At 46.2% G+C, this 15,785-nt stretch carries 5 protein-coding genes, 1 tRNA gene and 3 rRNA genes; 4 read left to right on the forward strand and 5 right to left on the reverse strand.

What is annotated here, in order from left to right; all coding sequences use genetic code 11:
- Positions 1–7: 7 nt before the first annotated feature.
- The 3 genes from OAG1_RS02820 to rapA form a co-directional block, all read right to left on the reverse strand.
- Positions 8–784: a DUF3530 family protein gene (locus OAG1_RS02820; RefSeq protein WP_338623751.1), complete on the reverse strand. Its 777-nt coding sequence runs from the start codon at positions 782–784 to the stop codon at positions 8–10.
- Between the two features lie 62 nt (positions 785–846).
- Positions 847–1,497, reverse strand: a complete 651-nt coding sequence (locus tag OAG1_RS02825; RefSeq protein ID WP_338623753.1) for a pseudouridine synthase — start codon at positions 1,495–1,497, stop codon at positions 847–849.
- 73 nt (positions 1,498–1,570) lie between these two features.
- Positions 1,571–4,489: an RNA polymerase-associated protein RapA gene (rapA, locus tag OAG1_RS02830; protein ID WP_338623755.1), complete on the reverse strand. Its 2,919-nt coding sequence runs from the start codon at positions 4,487–4,489 to the stop codon at positions 1,571–1,573.
- A gap of 580 nt (positions 4,490–5,069) precedes the next feature.
- Here rapA and OAG1_RS02835 point away from each other — a divergent pair.
- The 4 genes from OAG1_RS02835 to rrf all read left to right on the forward strand — a co-directional run bounded on the left by OAG1_RS02835 (position 5,070) and on the right by rrf (position 10,150).
- Positions 5,070–6,612, forward strand: a 16S ribosomal RNA gene (locus tag OAG1_RS02835).
- A gap of 105 nt (positions 6,613–6,717) precedes the next feature.
- Positions 6,718–6,793 (forward strand) — tRNA-Glu (locus OAG1_RS02840).
- A 240-nt stretch (positions 6,794–7,033) separates the two neighbouring features.
- A 23S ribosomal RNA gene (locus tag OAG1_RS02845) occupies positions 7,034–9,923 on the forward strand.
- 111 nt (positions 9,924–10,034) lie between these two features.
- A 5S ribosomal RNA gene (rrf, locus tag OAG1_RS02850) occupies positions 10,035–10,150 on the forward strand.
- The 16S, 23S and 5S rRNA genes sit together here with 1 tRNA gene alongside, the layout of an rRNA operon.
- A 764-nt stretch (positions 10,151–10,914) precedes the next feature.
- Here rrf and OAG1_RS02855 read toward each other — a convergent pair.
- Both OAG1_RS02855 and uvrA read right to left on the reverse strand, forming a co-directional pair.
- Positions 10,915–12,753, reverse strand: coding sequence for a Wzy polymerase domain-containing protein (locus OAG1_RS02855; protein ID WP_338623757.1), 1,839 nt, complete (start codon positions 12,751–12,753; stop codon positions 10,915–10,917).
- Between the two features lie 96 nt (positions 12,754–12,849).
- Entirely contained in the window at positions 12,850–15,684 is a 2,835-nt protein-coding gene (uvrA, locus tag OAG1_RS02860; RefSeq protein WP_338623759.1) for an excinuclease ABC subunit UvrA, read from the reverse strand.
- Positions 15,685–15,785 lie beyond the last annotated feature (101 nt).

Consider the following 15,785-nt stretch of genomic DNA (forward strand, 5'->3'; position numbering starts at 1 on the left):
TCTTAGCTTAATACCAGCCTAGTGCGTTAAACCAGCCGTAAACCGTTTTATTTAGTTTTGCACTGTTGGGCGCGGTATCGGCGGTGGCGGGTAAATGGGTTTGTCGGTAGTTTAGCTTTTGATTTTTGTTACTGGCTATTAAACGTTGCTCTCGGGCTTGTTGCTGCCAATGGTTATAGTGCTCGGCATAAATATCTAGCACTGGAATAGCCAGTGTTGCGGTTTGCTCCGCCAGTTTTTTATTCAGCGTTTGATTAGGGTAATAAGCACTAATGAGTACTATACCATCGGGTTGTTCTAGCTCGTCTTCGGCTAGCAATTCAACCAGCCATGCTCCCATAACACCCTGTGCAATAATCACTTGAAAACCAAACTGCTCAGCCTGATTTTGTTTAGCTGCTTGAATAAGCGCTTGTAAGCTTTGTTTGTATTGCTGCAGTTGCTCATCATTCTCGGTTTCTGCTTGCTGCATTAAACCTGACATGGGCTTAGGGGGTAAAATAGCCCCAGTTTCCCAGCCTAGTTTGGGAAGAGCTTGGCGAAGTGAATCAATACTGTTGGGAGCGCTTGGTGATATACCCCAATCGGGAAGTAAAATAATGGTGCCACGTTTTTGCGGGGTTTCTTCTTCTAGCCACAAACTAACAAACTGTTGTTGCTCTACATCCAGCTGTTTTAATTCACCATTTACTGGCCAATGGCTAAAGTCTTGAGGTTGAACCTCAGCAAATGCGCAGTTTATTGCTAATAAACTGGAGAGAAAGCAATACTTAGCAAGCTGCACAATTTGGGTTCCTTGGCGAGGTGTATGCTTAATGTATCGGACAATACTTAGCTTTGCTTTAACTAAAATGGCGGAGCACACTCAAATTCCATAAATTGCTCTGTTTCTGGATGATAAAAACCTAATTTGGCAGCATGAAGGTGTAAGCGTTCGCTTAGCGCTTTTGACTGTTGGCATGCATAAAATCCATCGCCAACAATGGGGCAGCCTAGTTGTTGCATATGCACCCGTAGTTGGTGGGTTCGTCCAGTGATCGGTTTAAGTTCAACTAAGCTTGTTTGAGGCCTTTGCTCAATAATCTGCCAGTGTGTTAAAGCGTCTTTGCCTTGTTCAAAATCTACAATTTGTTTGGGGCGATTAGGCCAATCACAACGTAGTGGCAGATTTACTTCGCCATGCTCTTGCTTTGGATGACCAAAGATCTCGGCGTAGTAGGTTTTAGTGGTGCGCCGTTGCTGAAACTGACGACTCAAGTGGCTTTGGGCTGGTTTGCCTAAGGCCATAACTATTAGCCCTGAGGTTGCCATATCTAGCCGGTGCACAACTTTAATGTCTGGCCAAACTCGTTGAGCGCGATCCCACAAGCTATCTTTCTCAAGCCGACCAGGTACCGACAGTAAACCACTGGCTTTGTTAAATACAATTACAGCTTCGTCTTGGTAAACAACACTAAAGTAGGGGGACATTGGAGGGCGATAAACAAAATCTGGCATCAGTACAGCTCTAAAAAATAAGGCCCTAGTGTAAGCTAAGGCCTGCTATTAAATAAAATAGAATTTCGATTTGCTAGTTGTGCGAAACCAATATTACCCGCAGCGCATCTAATTTTACTTGGGCTTTCTGTAGGTAGTCGCCAGCATTGTCACGTAAGCTTCGTAAGGTATCTAATTCATCTTTACGAATGCTTGGGTTTACTGCGCTTAAGGCTTCAAGGCGTTCAAGCTCGCCATTTAAGCTTTGCTTCATATGCTCATTCGCTTGTTCAACAATAGTTGCTAATTGTTGTTGGGCGAGCTCATTGGCTTGTGCAAGCAAAGGATGAATTTGAGTTTGTGAAGCACTAATCAACTTAGCGGCTAAGTGGCGGTTAACCGCAGAAAGCTGCTGATTGAACTGTTCAAAATCAACATTAGCAGACAAGTTTCCGCCGTTTTTATCCAGCAAAATACGCACCGGTGTAGCGGGCAAGTATCGCTCAATTTGGTACTCGGCAGGTGCGCTGGTTTCTACCACAAAGATCCCTTCAACAAATAAGCTACCTACTGGTAAGGCGCGATTCTTGAGTAAGGCTACTGACGTTGTGCCTAAGTCGGCCCCCAAGATAGTATCGATACAGCTTTGAATCAGCGGGTGTTCCCAAGACATAAGTTGAATTTCGTCTCGACTAAGCGCTGTGTCTCTGTCATAAGTAATGGTGCAACCGTCTTCCGGCAAGCCATTAATAGACGGCACTAGCATTTGTTCACTCGCATGCAGTACCAAGGCATTTTCACCTTTGTCATCTTGGTTGATGCCGATGGTATCGAACAAACGTAGGCTAAACGTCACAAAATGCGGGTCTTGCTCTGCTGCTTGAATTTTCTCAATGAGTTCTGCAGCTTTGTTACCACCACTTGAGTGTATTTCTAACAAGCGGTCACGACCGGCATCTAACTTGGCTTTTACTTCATGGTAACGCTTAGCTGTTTCTTTTATTAGTGTGTTTAGTTCTGCTTCGTCTGGCGTGTTTTGCCCAAGCAGGCCTGTTAAGGTTTCACCAAATTCAGCAAAGATGGCTGAGCCTGCTGGGCAGGTTTGTTCAAAGGCGTTTAAACCCTCATGGTACCAACGTAACAGTGTTTGTTGTGGTGTACCTTCTAAATAAGGAACATGAATTTGAATATCGTTTTGTTGGCCAATACGGTCAAGGCGACCAATTCGTTGCTCTAAGAGGTCAGGGTTCGTTGGCAAATCGAATAACACGATATGGTGAGCAAATTGGAAGTTGCGTCCTTCAGAGCCAATTTCTGAACACACCATTAATTGTGCACCGGCTTCGTCTTGAGCGAAATAAGCTGCGGCTTTATCGCGTTCAATTAACGACATGTCTTCATGGAACACGGTACCGCGAATACCTTCGCGAGTGCGTACCGCATCTTCAATAGCTAGCGCCGTAGCAGCTTTAGCGCAGATTAGTAACACTTTCTTTTGTTTGTGCGCCAGTAAAAAGCCAATTAACCAGTCGATACGTGGGTCGAACTTACACCAGCTGGCTTCCCCTTCGCTTTCACCTTCAAATTGCTGGTAGAGCTCTTCGGGGAACATTAATTGATTATTGGCACCAGCGTTACTGCCTTGCATCATTTGTTGTACTTTTAATGCAGTTTTATATTGGCTAGGTAAGCTGAGAGGATAGCTAGCCAATTGGCGCATCGGAAACCCTTCAATCGCGCTGCGGGTGTTTCTAAACAATACTCGGCCTGTGCCGTGGCGATCTAATAGATGTTGTAGTAACTCTTCACGCGCCTGTTGTTGCTGTTCATAACTTGAAGCGCTGTCATTTATGAGCGCGAGCAAAGGCTCAATATCATTTTCGCTTAACAGTTCACTAAGTTGATTAGCTTGCTTGGTGCTTAGTGGGCTACTGGCCAGCAAAGACTGGGCAGCTTCCGCTACCGGTTGATAGTGCTGTTCTTCATCTGTAAAGGCTTGATAGTCGTAAAAGCGGTCAGGATCGAGCAACCTTAAACGGGCAAAGTGACTTTGGTGGCCAAGTTGGTCCGGTGTCGCGGTAAGTAGCAAAACGCCGGCAATTTGTTTGGCCAGTGTTTCAATGATTTGGTATTCACGACTTGGTGTTGCTTCATCCCATTGCAGGTGATGTGCTTCATCTACAATCATCAAATCCCAATCAGCTTCGGCAACTTGTTCAAAACGTTTTTTGCTGCCGCGTAAAAAGCTAAGGCTACATAATACTAATTGTTCGGTTTCAAAAGGGTTGTCAGCTTCGGCATAAGCTTCAATGCAGCGGTCTTCATCAAACAAGCTAAAGTGCATGTTAAAGCGGCGCAGCATTTCTATTAGCCATTGGTATTGCAGCGCGTCTGGCACAATAATCAATACTCGTTTAGCTAAGCCTGCAATAAGCTGCTGGTGGATAATTAAACCGGCTTCAATGGTTTTACCTAAACCCACTTCATCAGACAGCAATACCCGAGGCGAAATACGTCGACCTACTTCGCTCGCTATATAAAGCTGGTGTGGAATTAGGCTAACTTTACCGCCCATTAAGCCTTTTAACTCAGACTGCTGTTGCTCAAAGCGTTTCACTAAGGTTTGGTAACGCACAACAAAACTATCAAAGCGGTCAACTTGGCCAGCAAAAAGTCGGTCTTGAGGTTTGTTAAACTTGAGGAAGTGGCTTAAGAACATTTCACGTAGCTGAACCGTTTCTTCAGTATCGTGACGAACGCCATGATAGACAATCAACTCATCCGCTTCTTCAATTTCTGTAATGGTCATCGACCAATCTTCAGTACTGGTTATGTCATCACCAACATTAAATACCACTCGAGTTACTGGTGCGTCCGCCATAGCATAAAAGCGATTCTCACCGCTAGCAGGGAACAACAAGGTAACCATCCTGCCTTCAATAGCAACTACGGTACCTAAACCTAACTCAGATTCTGAATCACTGATCCAGCGTTGGCCGATAGAAAATGACATCAGCAAGAGACTCCACAGGAAAAAGGGCGGCTATGGTATCCAATACACAGGTGAAGTAAACCCAGTATTACAACAAAACCAACATATATATGGTCACGGTAGCTAAGGCCCATAATAAAGCACTAAAACTAAACTATAGTTATTGGGCTCAAATCTGGCGAATTCAGTCAAAAAAGGTGCAATTTGTTTGCTATCTGAACACTTAAACGTGTTTCTGTGATTTTCTTCAAAAAACGCTTGCGCCGCGGGAATCGATCCCTATAATGCACCTCCACTGACACGGCACGCAGCGCGCTAAAGCGAAGCAAGGCTACGTCAGGGTTAGCAAGGCCTAGGGCTGAGTTAGCCGGTTGAAAAACTTCTTTTTAAAATGTTTTAAAAAGCGGTTGACAGCCACAGAGGAAAGCGTAGAATGCGCACCTCGCTTCGGCAAGAAGCAACGCTCTTTAACAATTTATCAAGCAATCTGTGTGAGCACTCACAGGGCCTTAAGCGAAAAAATTAAGCTTAAGTGAACTGGAGTCTTGCACTGTAAAACACAGTAATAATTTCAGTTTTTAACTTTGAGCGAAAAAACTTTTGATTGAAGAGTTTGATCATGGCTCAGATTGAACGCTGGCGGCAGGCTTAACACATGCAAGTCGAGCGGTAACATTTCTAGCTTGCTAGAAGATGACGAGCGGCGGACGGGTGAGTAATGCTTGGGAATATGCCTTTACGTGGGGGACAACAGTTGGAAACGACTGCTAATACCGCATAATGTCTTCGGACCAAAGGAGGGGACTCTTCGGAGCCTTTCGCGTAAAGATTAGCCCAAGTGGGATTAGCTAGTTGGTAAGGTAATGGCTTACCAAGGCGACGATCCCTAGCTGGTTTGAGAGGATGATCAGCCACACTGGGACTGAGACACGGCCCAGACTCCTACGGGAGGCAGCAGTGGGGAATATTGCACAATGGGCGAAAGCCTGATGCAGCCATGCCGCGTGTGTGAAGAAGGCCTTCGGGTTGTAAAGCACTTTCAGTCGTGAGGAAGGGGTATAGCTTAATACGTTATATCTTTGACGTTAGCGACAGAAGAAGGACCGGCTAACTCCGTGCCAGCAGCCGCGGTAATACGGAGGGTCCAAGCGTTAATCGGAATTACTGGGCGTAAAGCGTACGCAGGCGGCTTGTTAAGCCAGATGTGAAATCCCCGGGCTCAACCTGGGAATGGCATTTGGAACTGGCAAGCTAGAGTTTTGTAGAGGGTGGTAGAATTTCAGGTGTAGCGGTGAAATGCGTAGAGATCTGAAGGAATACCAGTGGCGAAGGCGGCCACCTGGACAAAAACTGACGCTCATGTACGAAAGCGTGGGGAGCAAACAGGATTAGATACCCTGGTAGTCCACGCCGTAAACGATGTCTACTAGTTGTCTGTGAGTTTAACTCGTGGGTAACGCAGCTAACGCATTAAGTAGACCGCCTGGGGAGTACGGCCGCAAGGTTAAAACTCAAATGAATTGACGGGGGCCCGCACAAGCGGTGGAGCATGTGGTTTAATTCGATGCAACGCGAAGAACCTTACCTGCCCTTGACATACTGAGAATTTACCAGAGATGGTTTAGTGCCTTCGGGAACTCAGATACAGGTGCTGCATGGCTGTCGTCAGCTCGTGTCGTGAGATGTTGGGTTAAGTCCCGCAACGAGCGCAACCCCTATCCTTATTTGCCAGCACGTAATGGTGGGAACTCTAGGGAGACTGCCGGTGATAAACCGGAGGAAGGTGGGGACGACGTCAAGTCATCATGGCCCTTACGGGCAGGGCTACACACGTGCTACAATGGCATGTACAGAGGGATGCGAACTCGCGAGAGCAAGCGGACCCCAAAAAGCATGTCGTAGTCCGGATCGGAGTCTGCAACTCGACTCCGTGAAGTCGGAATCGCTAGTAATCGTAGATCAGAATGCTACGGTGAATACGTTCCCGGGCCTTGTACACACCGCCCGTCACACCATGGGAGTGGGCTGCAAAAGAAGTGGGTAGTTTAACCTTCGGGAGGACGCTCACCACTTTGTGGTTCATGACTGGGGTGAAGTCGTAACAAGGTAGCCCTAGGGGAACCTGGGGCTGGATCACCTCCTTATTATGATGCTTAGGTTTTGTGACGTGTTCACACAGATTGCTTGATGAAAAAGAAAAGAGAGAAGTTCTAGTGTGGTGTAGAACCAACGAGAACAGCTACTGCAGTGTCCCGTTCGTCTAGAGGCCTAGGACACCGCCCTTTCACGGCGGTAACAGGGGTTCAAATCCCCTACGGGATACCATTCTCTCTCTTGGTTTGAGAATACAAAGCTAAGCATTTGTTTATATAGTGCTTAGCTTTGGTTTCTTCGAAACCATTGCTCTTTAACAATTTGGAAAAGCTGATAAAAAAATATCTCAAGAATATGAGTTTAATAACAAGTGTTCTTGGTATTCAAAAATAAGGTGATCGTACTCGAATGGCAGGATTTATACAGCCTGACCATTCAAGTGATTTAAGCGACAACATTTAGGTGTTGTATGATTAAGTGACTAAGCGTATACGGTGGATGCCTTGGCAGTCAGAGGCGATGAAGGACGTGTTAATCTGCGATAAGCCATGTTAAGTCGATAAAAGACGTAATAGACATGGATTTCCGAATGGGGAAACCCACTGCATTTTATGCAGTATCGCAACGTGAATACATAGCGTTGCGAGGCGAACCCGGGGAACTGAAACATCTAAGTACCCGGAGGAAAAGAAATCAACCGAGATTCTGGTAGTAGCGGCGAGCGAACCCGGATTAGCCCTTAAGCTTTTAGGTGATTAGTGGAACATTCTGGAAAGGATGGCGATACAGGGTGATAGCCCCGTACATGAAAATCTACTTTAAGTGAAATCGAGTAGGACGGCACACGTGATATGTTGTCTGAATATGGGGGGACCATCCTCCAAGGCTAAATACTCCTGACTGACCGATAGTGAACCAGTACCGTGAGGGAAAGGCGAAAAGAACCCCTGTGAGGGGAGTGAAATAGAACCTGAAACCGTATACGTACAAGCAGTGGGAGCCCCTTCGTGGGGTGACTGCGTACCTTTTGTATAATGGGTCAACGACTTAATTTCAGTAGCAAGGTTAAGCGAATAGCGGAGCCGTAGGGAAACCGAGTGTTAACTGCGCGCATAGTTGCTGGGATTAGACCCGAAACCCGGTGATCTAGCCATGGGCAGGTTGAAGATTGGGTAACACCAATTGGAGGACCGAACCGACTAATGTTGAAAAATTAGCGGATGACTTGTGGCTGGGGGTGAAAGGCCAATCAAACCGGGAGATAGCTGGTTCTCCTCGAAAGCTATTTAGGTAGCGCCTCGAGCGAATACTGATGGGGGTAGAGCACTGTTAAGGCTAGGGGGTCATCCCGACTTACCAACCCTTTGCAAACTCCGAATACCATCAAGTACTACTCGGGAGACACACGGCGGGTGCTAACGTCCGTCGTGGAAAGGGAAACAACCCAGACCGTCAGCTAAGGTCCCAAAGTGTATGTTAAGTGGGAAACGATGTGGGAAGGCTTAGACAGCCAGGATGTTGGCTTAGAAGCAGCCATCATTTAAAGAAAGCGTAATAGCTCACTGGTCGAGTCGGCCTGCGCGGAAGATGTAACGGGGCTAAACATACCACCGAAGCTACGGGAGCATGCTTGCATGCTCGGTAGAGGAGCGTTCTGTAAGCCGTTGAAGGTGAATCGTAAGGTTTGCTGGAGGTATCAGAAGTGCGAATGTTGACATGAGTAACGATAAAGGGGGTGAAAAGCCCCCTCGCCGAAAGACCAAGGTTTCCTGTCCAATGTTAATCAGGGCAGGGTGAGTCGGCCCCTAAGGCGAGACTGAAAAGTGTAGTCGATGGGAAACAGGTTAATATTCCTGTACTTCGTATAATTGCGATGGGAGGACGGAGAAGGCTAGGCCAGCGTGGCGATGGTTGTCCACGTGAAAGGCAGTAGGCGGTAAACTTAGGCAAATCCGGGTTTACATTACGCTGAGAGTTGATGACGAGTGTCTACGGACACGAAGTGGTTGATGCCCTGCTTCCAGGAAAAGTCTCTAAGCTTCAGATTATACGAAACCGTACCCCAAACCGACACAGGTGGTTGGGTAGAGAATACCAAGGCGCTTGAGAGAACTCGGGTGAAGGAACTAGGCAAAATGGTACCGTAACTTCGGGAGAAGGTACGCTCTTGATGGTGATGGGACTTGCTCCCTAAGCTGCTGAGAGTCGCAGATACCAGTTGGCTGCAACTGTTTATTAAAAACACAGCACTGTGCTAAATCGAAAGATGACGTATACGGTGTGACGCCTGCCCGGTGCCGGAAGGTTAATTGATGTGGTTAGCGTTCGCGCGAAGCTATTGATCGAAGCCCCGGTAAACGGCGGCCGTAACTATAACGGTCCTAAGGTAGCGAAATTCCTTGTCGGGTAAGTTCCGACCTGCACGAATGGCGTAATGATGGCCAAGCTGTCTCCACCCGAGACTCAGTGAAATTGAAATTGCCGTGAAGATGCGGTGTACCCGCGGCTAGACGGAAAGACCCCGTGAACCTTTACTACAGCTTGACACTGAACATTGACCCTACATGTGTAGGATAGGTGGGAGGCTTTGAAGCGTTGTCGCTAGATGACGTGGAGCCGACCTTGAAATACCACCCTTGTAGTGTTGATGTTCTAACGTTGGTCCCTTATCGGGATTGCGGACAGTGTCTGGTGGGTAGTTTGACTGGGGCGGTCTCCTCCCAAAGAGTAACGGAGGAGCACGAAGGTTGGCTAAGTATGGTCGGACATCATACGGTTAGTGCAATGGCATAAGCCAGCTTAACTGCGAGACAGACACGTCGAGCAGGTACGAAAGTAGGTCATAGTGATCCGGTGGTTCTGTATGGAAGGGCCATCGCTCAACGGATAAAAGGTACTCCGGGGATAACAGGCTGATACCGCCCAAGAGTTCATATCGACGGCGGTGTTTGGCACCTCGATGTCGGCTCATCACATCCTGGGGCTGAAGTCGGTCCCAAGGGTATGGCTGTTCGCCATTTAAAGTGGTACGCGAGCTGGGTTTAGAACGTCGTGAGACAGTTCGGTCCCTATCTGCCGTGGGCGTTTGAGAATTGAGGGGAGCTGCTCCTAGTACGAGAGGACCGGAGTGGACGAACCGCTGGTGTTTGGGTTGTTATGCCAATAGCATTGCCCAGTAGCTACGTTCGGAACTGATAACCGCTGAAAGCATCTAAGCGGGAAGCAGGCCTCGAGATTAATTCTCACTAGGACTTTAAGTCCTCTGAAGGGCCGTTGGAGACTACAACGTTGATAGGCAAGGTGTGTAAGTGCTGTGAGGCATTGAGCTAACTTGTACTAATTACCCGTGAGGCTTAACCATACAACACCTAAAGGGTGTTGCTTATAGATACTTTATTTTAGAAACCATGAATACTTGTTAGTGCTCATGAGATATTTCAGCTTTTTCGAATGTTAAAGACAACAGTTTTTGCCTGGTGGCAATAGCGTTGTGGACCCACCTGACTCCATGCCGAACTCAGAAGTGAAACGCAACTGCGCCGATGATAGTGTGGGGCTTCCCCATGTGAAAGTAGGTCACCGCCAGGCTCTCATTATCGAAAAGGGCTTCCCGATTGGGAAGCCCTTTTTGTTTGTGTTTAGCGTGGCCTGCTTTCAAAAGTAGGGCGGAGGTCGCTCGGAAAGGGCGAAGCGCTTTCAGGCCGAAGCGGAAGCAGCTATGCTGCGCACCTGACCACCGCCAGGCTCTCATACTAAGCCCTCGTCTAACGACGAGGGCTTTTTTATTGCCTGTGATTTAGTCCCTCAGGCATATCATCCCCTTCCCTATCTCTCATTTTTATAAAAGAGCGTTTTTATTATTGGCCGCGCTTGGCGTGTTTCTTGGCAAGGCTCGCCCGCTCGCTTAACTCGTTGATACTTAGTGGTGACATGTGTTCATCGTCTAAGTCTATGCAGATAGTGTTGAGGGACTTTTTCTTAAGTTAATGAAGTCTTTCTTAAGGTATTGGATTCTGGGAGGTGTACTAGGTGGGTAGTTTGGGCAATATCCGAAATAACAAAACCCTGTTGTTGCTAACAGGCTTTAGATTCTGACTAACATGATGGTGGTAGGGCTTATTATAACCTTAGCTCAGAAAGGTACTTTCGTATCAGTCAAACAACTCAGGGGGGGAGTTTCCGATTCTTCGACGACTGTGGAACTAATGATTATTCTGAGAGCAGGAAGCGTTGGCGCAATCCTTACCAAGAAGAGTTTTCGAGCTTACAACCGGTAAACTGAGGATGATTTAGCTTGAACAAAACTGCTAGTGGTGAGCAAAACTAGTTTTGCTCACCACCTACGCTTTTACTTAACTAGGCGTTTGAATCTTAATATAGGGTTTTAAACTCGGAACACTATTCAAACTAATTTGTTCAGGGAGGTTGTGTTGTGCTTTTATAAGCATATCTACTGCTGGTTTGATATCACCAAGCTTTACTAAAGCGTTAATTTGGTGAATATATAGTTGTGGTAAAGGAGTCTTTTCAATTTCTGCTTTATTCCATAGCAAGTACTGTCGTAGTGTTTCCTCACCGCCATTAGTTGCGGAAACAAGCCTATAGGATACACGTTCAAAGTTTGGATATATATCGTTAGCCAGTTTGTCATTAGCTTTTGCTTGTTCGTTTAAGCCTAGGGCTCGTAAAGCAACTGAGCGATTATAAAAATGTTCAGTTCTCGCTTGCCTCTTTAACAGCTGTTCTGACCATGCTAGGTAGCCTTTAAGTTCTTCTTTGAGATCTAAAGACAAAGCTGCGTTTAACCTAAATGACATAGCGTTGAATTCATAGCGAGTTTGCAAGGGTACTGGATTGATCACTTCTTCGAGCAAAGCTGCATTTGTACTACCGGTTCGTTCAAATTGGGTGATTTTATGGATGGCCTGTAAACCAGTTGCCATGAACACGATAGTGAAGCATGGAATTAGAACTCCAAATATCTTTGGGGCAAATTTAGCCGGGAACGTTTTGACTACAATTTCTTCATTTTTTAGAATCTGACTAATTAATGTGCAGAATAGAATCCATAAGACCGCAGAGTGATAAAAAGGCAGTTCAGTCATGCAGTGAAGTAGGCTGGGAAACAACATTGCAAAATAAAATAATCCCTTAGCCCAGCTTTGTTTGAGCATGCTCTTTATTATTAGGAAAGCCATCGCGAACAAAGCTGTGACTGGCAGAAGCCCACCTTCAACCGCCCAATAAGCTAGTTCGTTATGGGGGTGAGCTACATTAAAATGATAACCATCGATTAAGCCTTGTTGATTAAGTAAAGCTTGCGCCGCATGGTAAACACCATCATAAGCACCATAACCCCAGCCTAACAACGGTTGCTGCTTGAACAGCTGCCAACTAACCTCAAGCATTGTTACTCTATAAGCTGTGGTTGCGCCACCTAAGGCATCTCTTGCTTCGTTAGAATTGAATAGTTCGGGAAGCATAGGTGCTAAAACTCCAAACAAAATACAAACTAGCCACCATCTAAGGTGCGATAAATTTGCAGTTTTAAATAGGTAAGGAGCCATTAGCGGGAGTATAAGAAACAACGCTACTACTGTTGTTCTAGATCCTGTTAAGAAACATACCCATGTTGCTGTAAAGCTAGTTACAAGTATAAGTAAGAGCTGCCATTTTTCGTTTATAGCTTGTTGTGACAACAACCAAGCGGATATGGCTGGACCAAAAAGCACAAAGGTTCCTAATACATTGGGTTGCTGAAAAATGCCGGCAGCTCTGGTTGAATTAACATTAAAGCCGACCCAATTACCCTCTGTTAATAGGTACATTTGGGTTAATGCATAAAGGCTCTCGATTAAGACTGCTGCAACAATCACGTACATCATTTGGTGCCATTGCTTTTGGCTTATTTCGAGCTGAATAATGGAGAAGATAAGCAGTAAACCTGCTGCCAATCCGATTAAACGGTCTAAAGCAAAAGCGCCAAATTCAGCATTTGGATAAAACAGTGGGATCCATAAGCCAATAGCACAAATAGCTAAACCAATAAGTGTTTTGTTATAGCGCAAAGTTTGCGATTGACTTACTTTAATAAGGCCAAGGCCGATAAGAATGCTAGCAAAGCACCAAACAACCAAATTAAAAGGGAGGGCTAGACCTGTTCCACCTTGGTTGTGTTGAAAGTAGTGCATGCCTAGCAACAGCATTGCAGCAAATACATAAATAAAAGTACGCTCTAGGCTAAACTTCGATAGCATGTTACATCCTTGATAATCTGGCTTTTGGCCTTATTTTTGATTTATTAGCATTGGTTTTAAGAATCGGGCGGTATGTGAGCGCGGTTCATTAACGATATCTTCCGGAGTGCCAGCAACTAGAATCTCTCCGCCACCTTTGCCCCCTTCTGGCCCCAGATCGACAATCCAATCTGCGGTTTTAACGACATCTAGGTTGTGTTCAATTACAACAATAGTATTACCATGGTCACGTAAGCGATGAATAACTTCTAACAGCAACTCAATATCATGAAAGTGCAAGCCTGTGGTTGGTTCATCAAGAATATAAAGGGTTTGGCCAGTATCGCGCTTGCTAAGTTCGCGAGCGAGTTTAACTCGTTGAGCTTCGCCGCCTGATAAGGTAGTAGCCGACTGACCGAGTTTGATGTAGGTAAGGCCAACATCAATCAAGGTTTGCAATTTTCTGGCAATCGCTGGTACAGCATCAAAGAAGGGGCGAGCTTCTTCTACCGTCATTTCCAGAATTTGATGAATACTCTTGCCTTTATACTTTATCTCTAAAGTTTCGCGGTTATAGCGTTTGCTTTTACATACGTCGCAGGGCACATACACATCGGGTAAAAAATGCATTTCTACTTTAATAACGCCGTCTCCTTGGCAGGCTTCACAGCGACCACCTTTTACGTTAAAGCTAAAACGACCAGGTTTGTAACCTCTTGAACGGGCTTCTTGCGTAGCTGCGAACAGCTCACGAATGGGAGTGAAGATCCCGGTATAGGTAGCGGGGTTGGAACGCGGTGTTCTGCCGATCGGGCTTTGGTCTATATCAACCACTTTATCGAGTTTATCGAGGCCTTTTACCGATTTGTGCGGGGCGATATCTTCGCCAGCTGCACCGTTGAGCGCCTTTTGAGCAATTTTATATAAAGTATCGTTGATTAAGGTAGATTTACCGCTACCCGATACACCTGTTATACAGGTAAGCAGGCCTAGTGGGATATGCAAATCTACATTCTTGAGGTTGTTGCCACTAGCGCCGAGTAGGCTTAAGTAATCGCCTGAGCCTTCTTGTCGCTTGCTAGGTACTGCTATAGATTTACTGCCAGATAAATACTGTCCAGTAAGTGAGCTTGGGGTATCAATCACTTGTTGCATTGAACCTTGAGCAACAACTTCTCCGCCATGTACACCAGCGCCTGGGCCAATGTCTACAATATAGTCTGCGGCTCGAATGGCATCTTCATCGTGTTCTACCACAATTACGGTGTTGCCCAAATCTCGCAGGTGATTGAGGGTCGCGAGTAAGCGCTCGTTATCGCGTTGGTGTAAGCCGATAGAAGGTTCGTCGAGCACATACATAACGCCGACTAGACCTGCGCCAATCTGGCTGGCAAGTCTTATTCGCTGCGCTTCGCCGCCAGACAGTGTGTCGGCACTGCGATCTAACGAAAGGTAATCGAGGCCCACGTTGATTAAAAACTTAAGCCTCTCACAAATCTCTTTTAAGATTTTGTCGGCAATTTGTGCTCGTTGGCCTGTTAGATTAAGCGCTTCAAAAAACTCCATGGCTTCGCCAATGGACTTACAGCTCACTTCCGGCAGGTTAGTACTACCAATAAATACATTGCGAGCTTCTTCGCGCAACCGGCTGCCGCCACAGCCTGGACATTCTTGGTTACTAATGAATTTTGCCAACTCTTCGCGCACCGCGTTTGATTCGGTTTCTTTATAGCGGCGACGCATATTAGGGATGATCCCTTCAAAAGGGTGTTTGCGCACGGTAACATCACCGCGATCGTTCATGTATTTGAATTCAATACTGGTGCGCCCCGAGCCATGCAAAATCACTTTTTGGTGTTTGTCGCTAAGGTCTTGAAAGGGCATATCTAAGTTAAATTCGAAATGCGCTGCCAATGACTTGAGCATTTGGTAATAGTAGAAGTTACGTTTGTCCCAACCGCGGATGGCACCGCCCGATAAACTAAGCTCAGGATTTACAATCACCTTTTTATCGTCGAAGAATTGATCCACACCTAAACCATCACAGGTTTGGCAAGCCCCCGCTGGGTTATTAAAGGAGAATATCCTTGGCTCTAGTTCGGTCATGCTGTAGCCACATATTGGGCAGGCAAAATTTGCCGAGAACAGTTGGCGAGTTTCGCCGCTGTCCATGTCAACTAAAATGGCAGTGCCTTCGGCAAGCTCTAGGGCTGTTTCAAAAGATTCGGCCAAACGTTGGGCTAAATCTTCACTGGCGCGAACTTTAAAGCGATCAATCACCACTTCAATATTATGTTTTTTGTGCAGCTCTAGCTCTGGAGGATCGCTTAAGTCACACACTTCTCCATCTATGCGTGCTCGAATGAAACCTTGTGCCGCTAAGTTTTCCAGAGTTTTTACATGTTCGCCTTTGCGGTCTCGTATTATCGGGGCTAACAACATCAGCTTGCTATTTTCTGGCTCCTCAAAAACCTTATCGACCATTTGGCTAATGGTTTGTGCAGCTAGCGGTTCGTTATGATGAGGACAGCGAGGCTCGCCGACGCGAGCGTAAAGTAAGCGCAAATAGTCGTAAATTTCGGTAATGGTTCCCACTGTAGAGCGCGGGTTGTGAGATGTTGATTTTTGCTCGATAGAAATAGCTGGTGATAAACCTTCGATATGATCAACATCGGGCTTTTCCATTAATGACAGGAACTGGCGAGCATAAGCAGAAAGAGACTCTACATAGCGTCGCTGACCTTCTGCGTAAAGTGTATCGAATGCGAGAGAAGATTTCCCAGAACCCGACAAGCCAGTGATAACAATTAGCTTATCGCGAGGGAGGGTCAGCGAAATGTTCTTAAGGTTGTGGGTGCGGGCACCACGAATATCAATACTGTCCATTGTTAGCTGTTCACTGCTGCACTAAATCGCCCAGTATTACACATAATTTATTGAAATGCGCCGTTGAAAAGCCGAGCGCTAACTTATTACTTGCTGACCAT

Origin of the sequence: Agarivorans sp. OAG1, from assembly GCF_037076485.1 — a bacterium.
Classification (GTDB): domain Bacteria; phylum Pseudomonadota; class Gammaproteobacteria; order Enterobacterales; family Celerinatantimonadaceae; genus Agarivorans; species Agarivorans albus.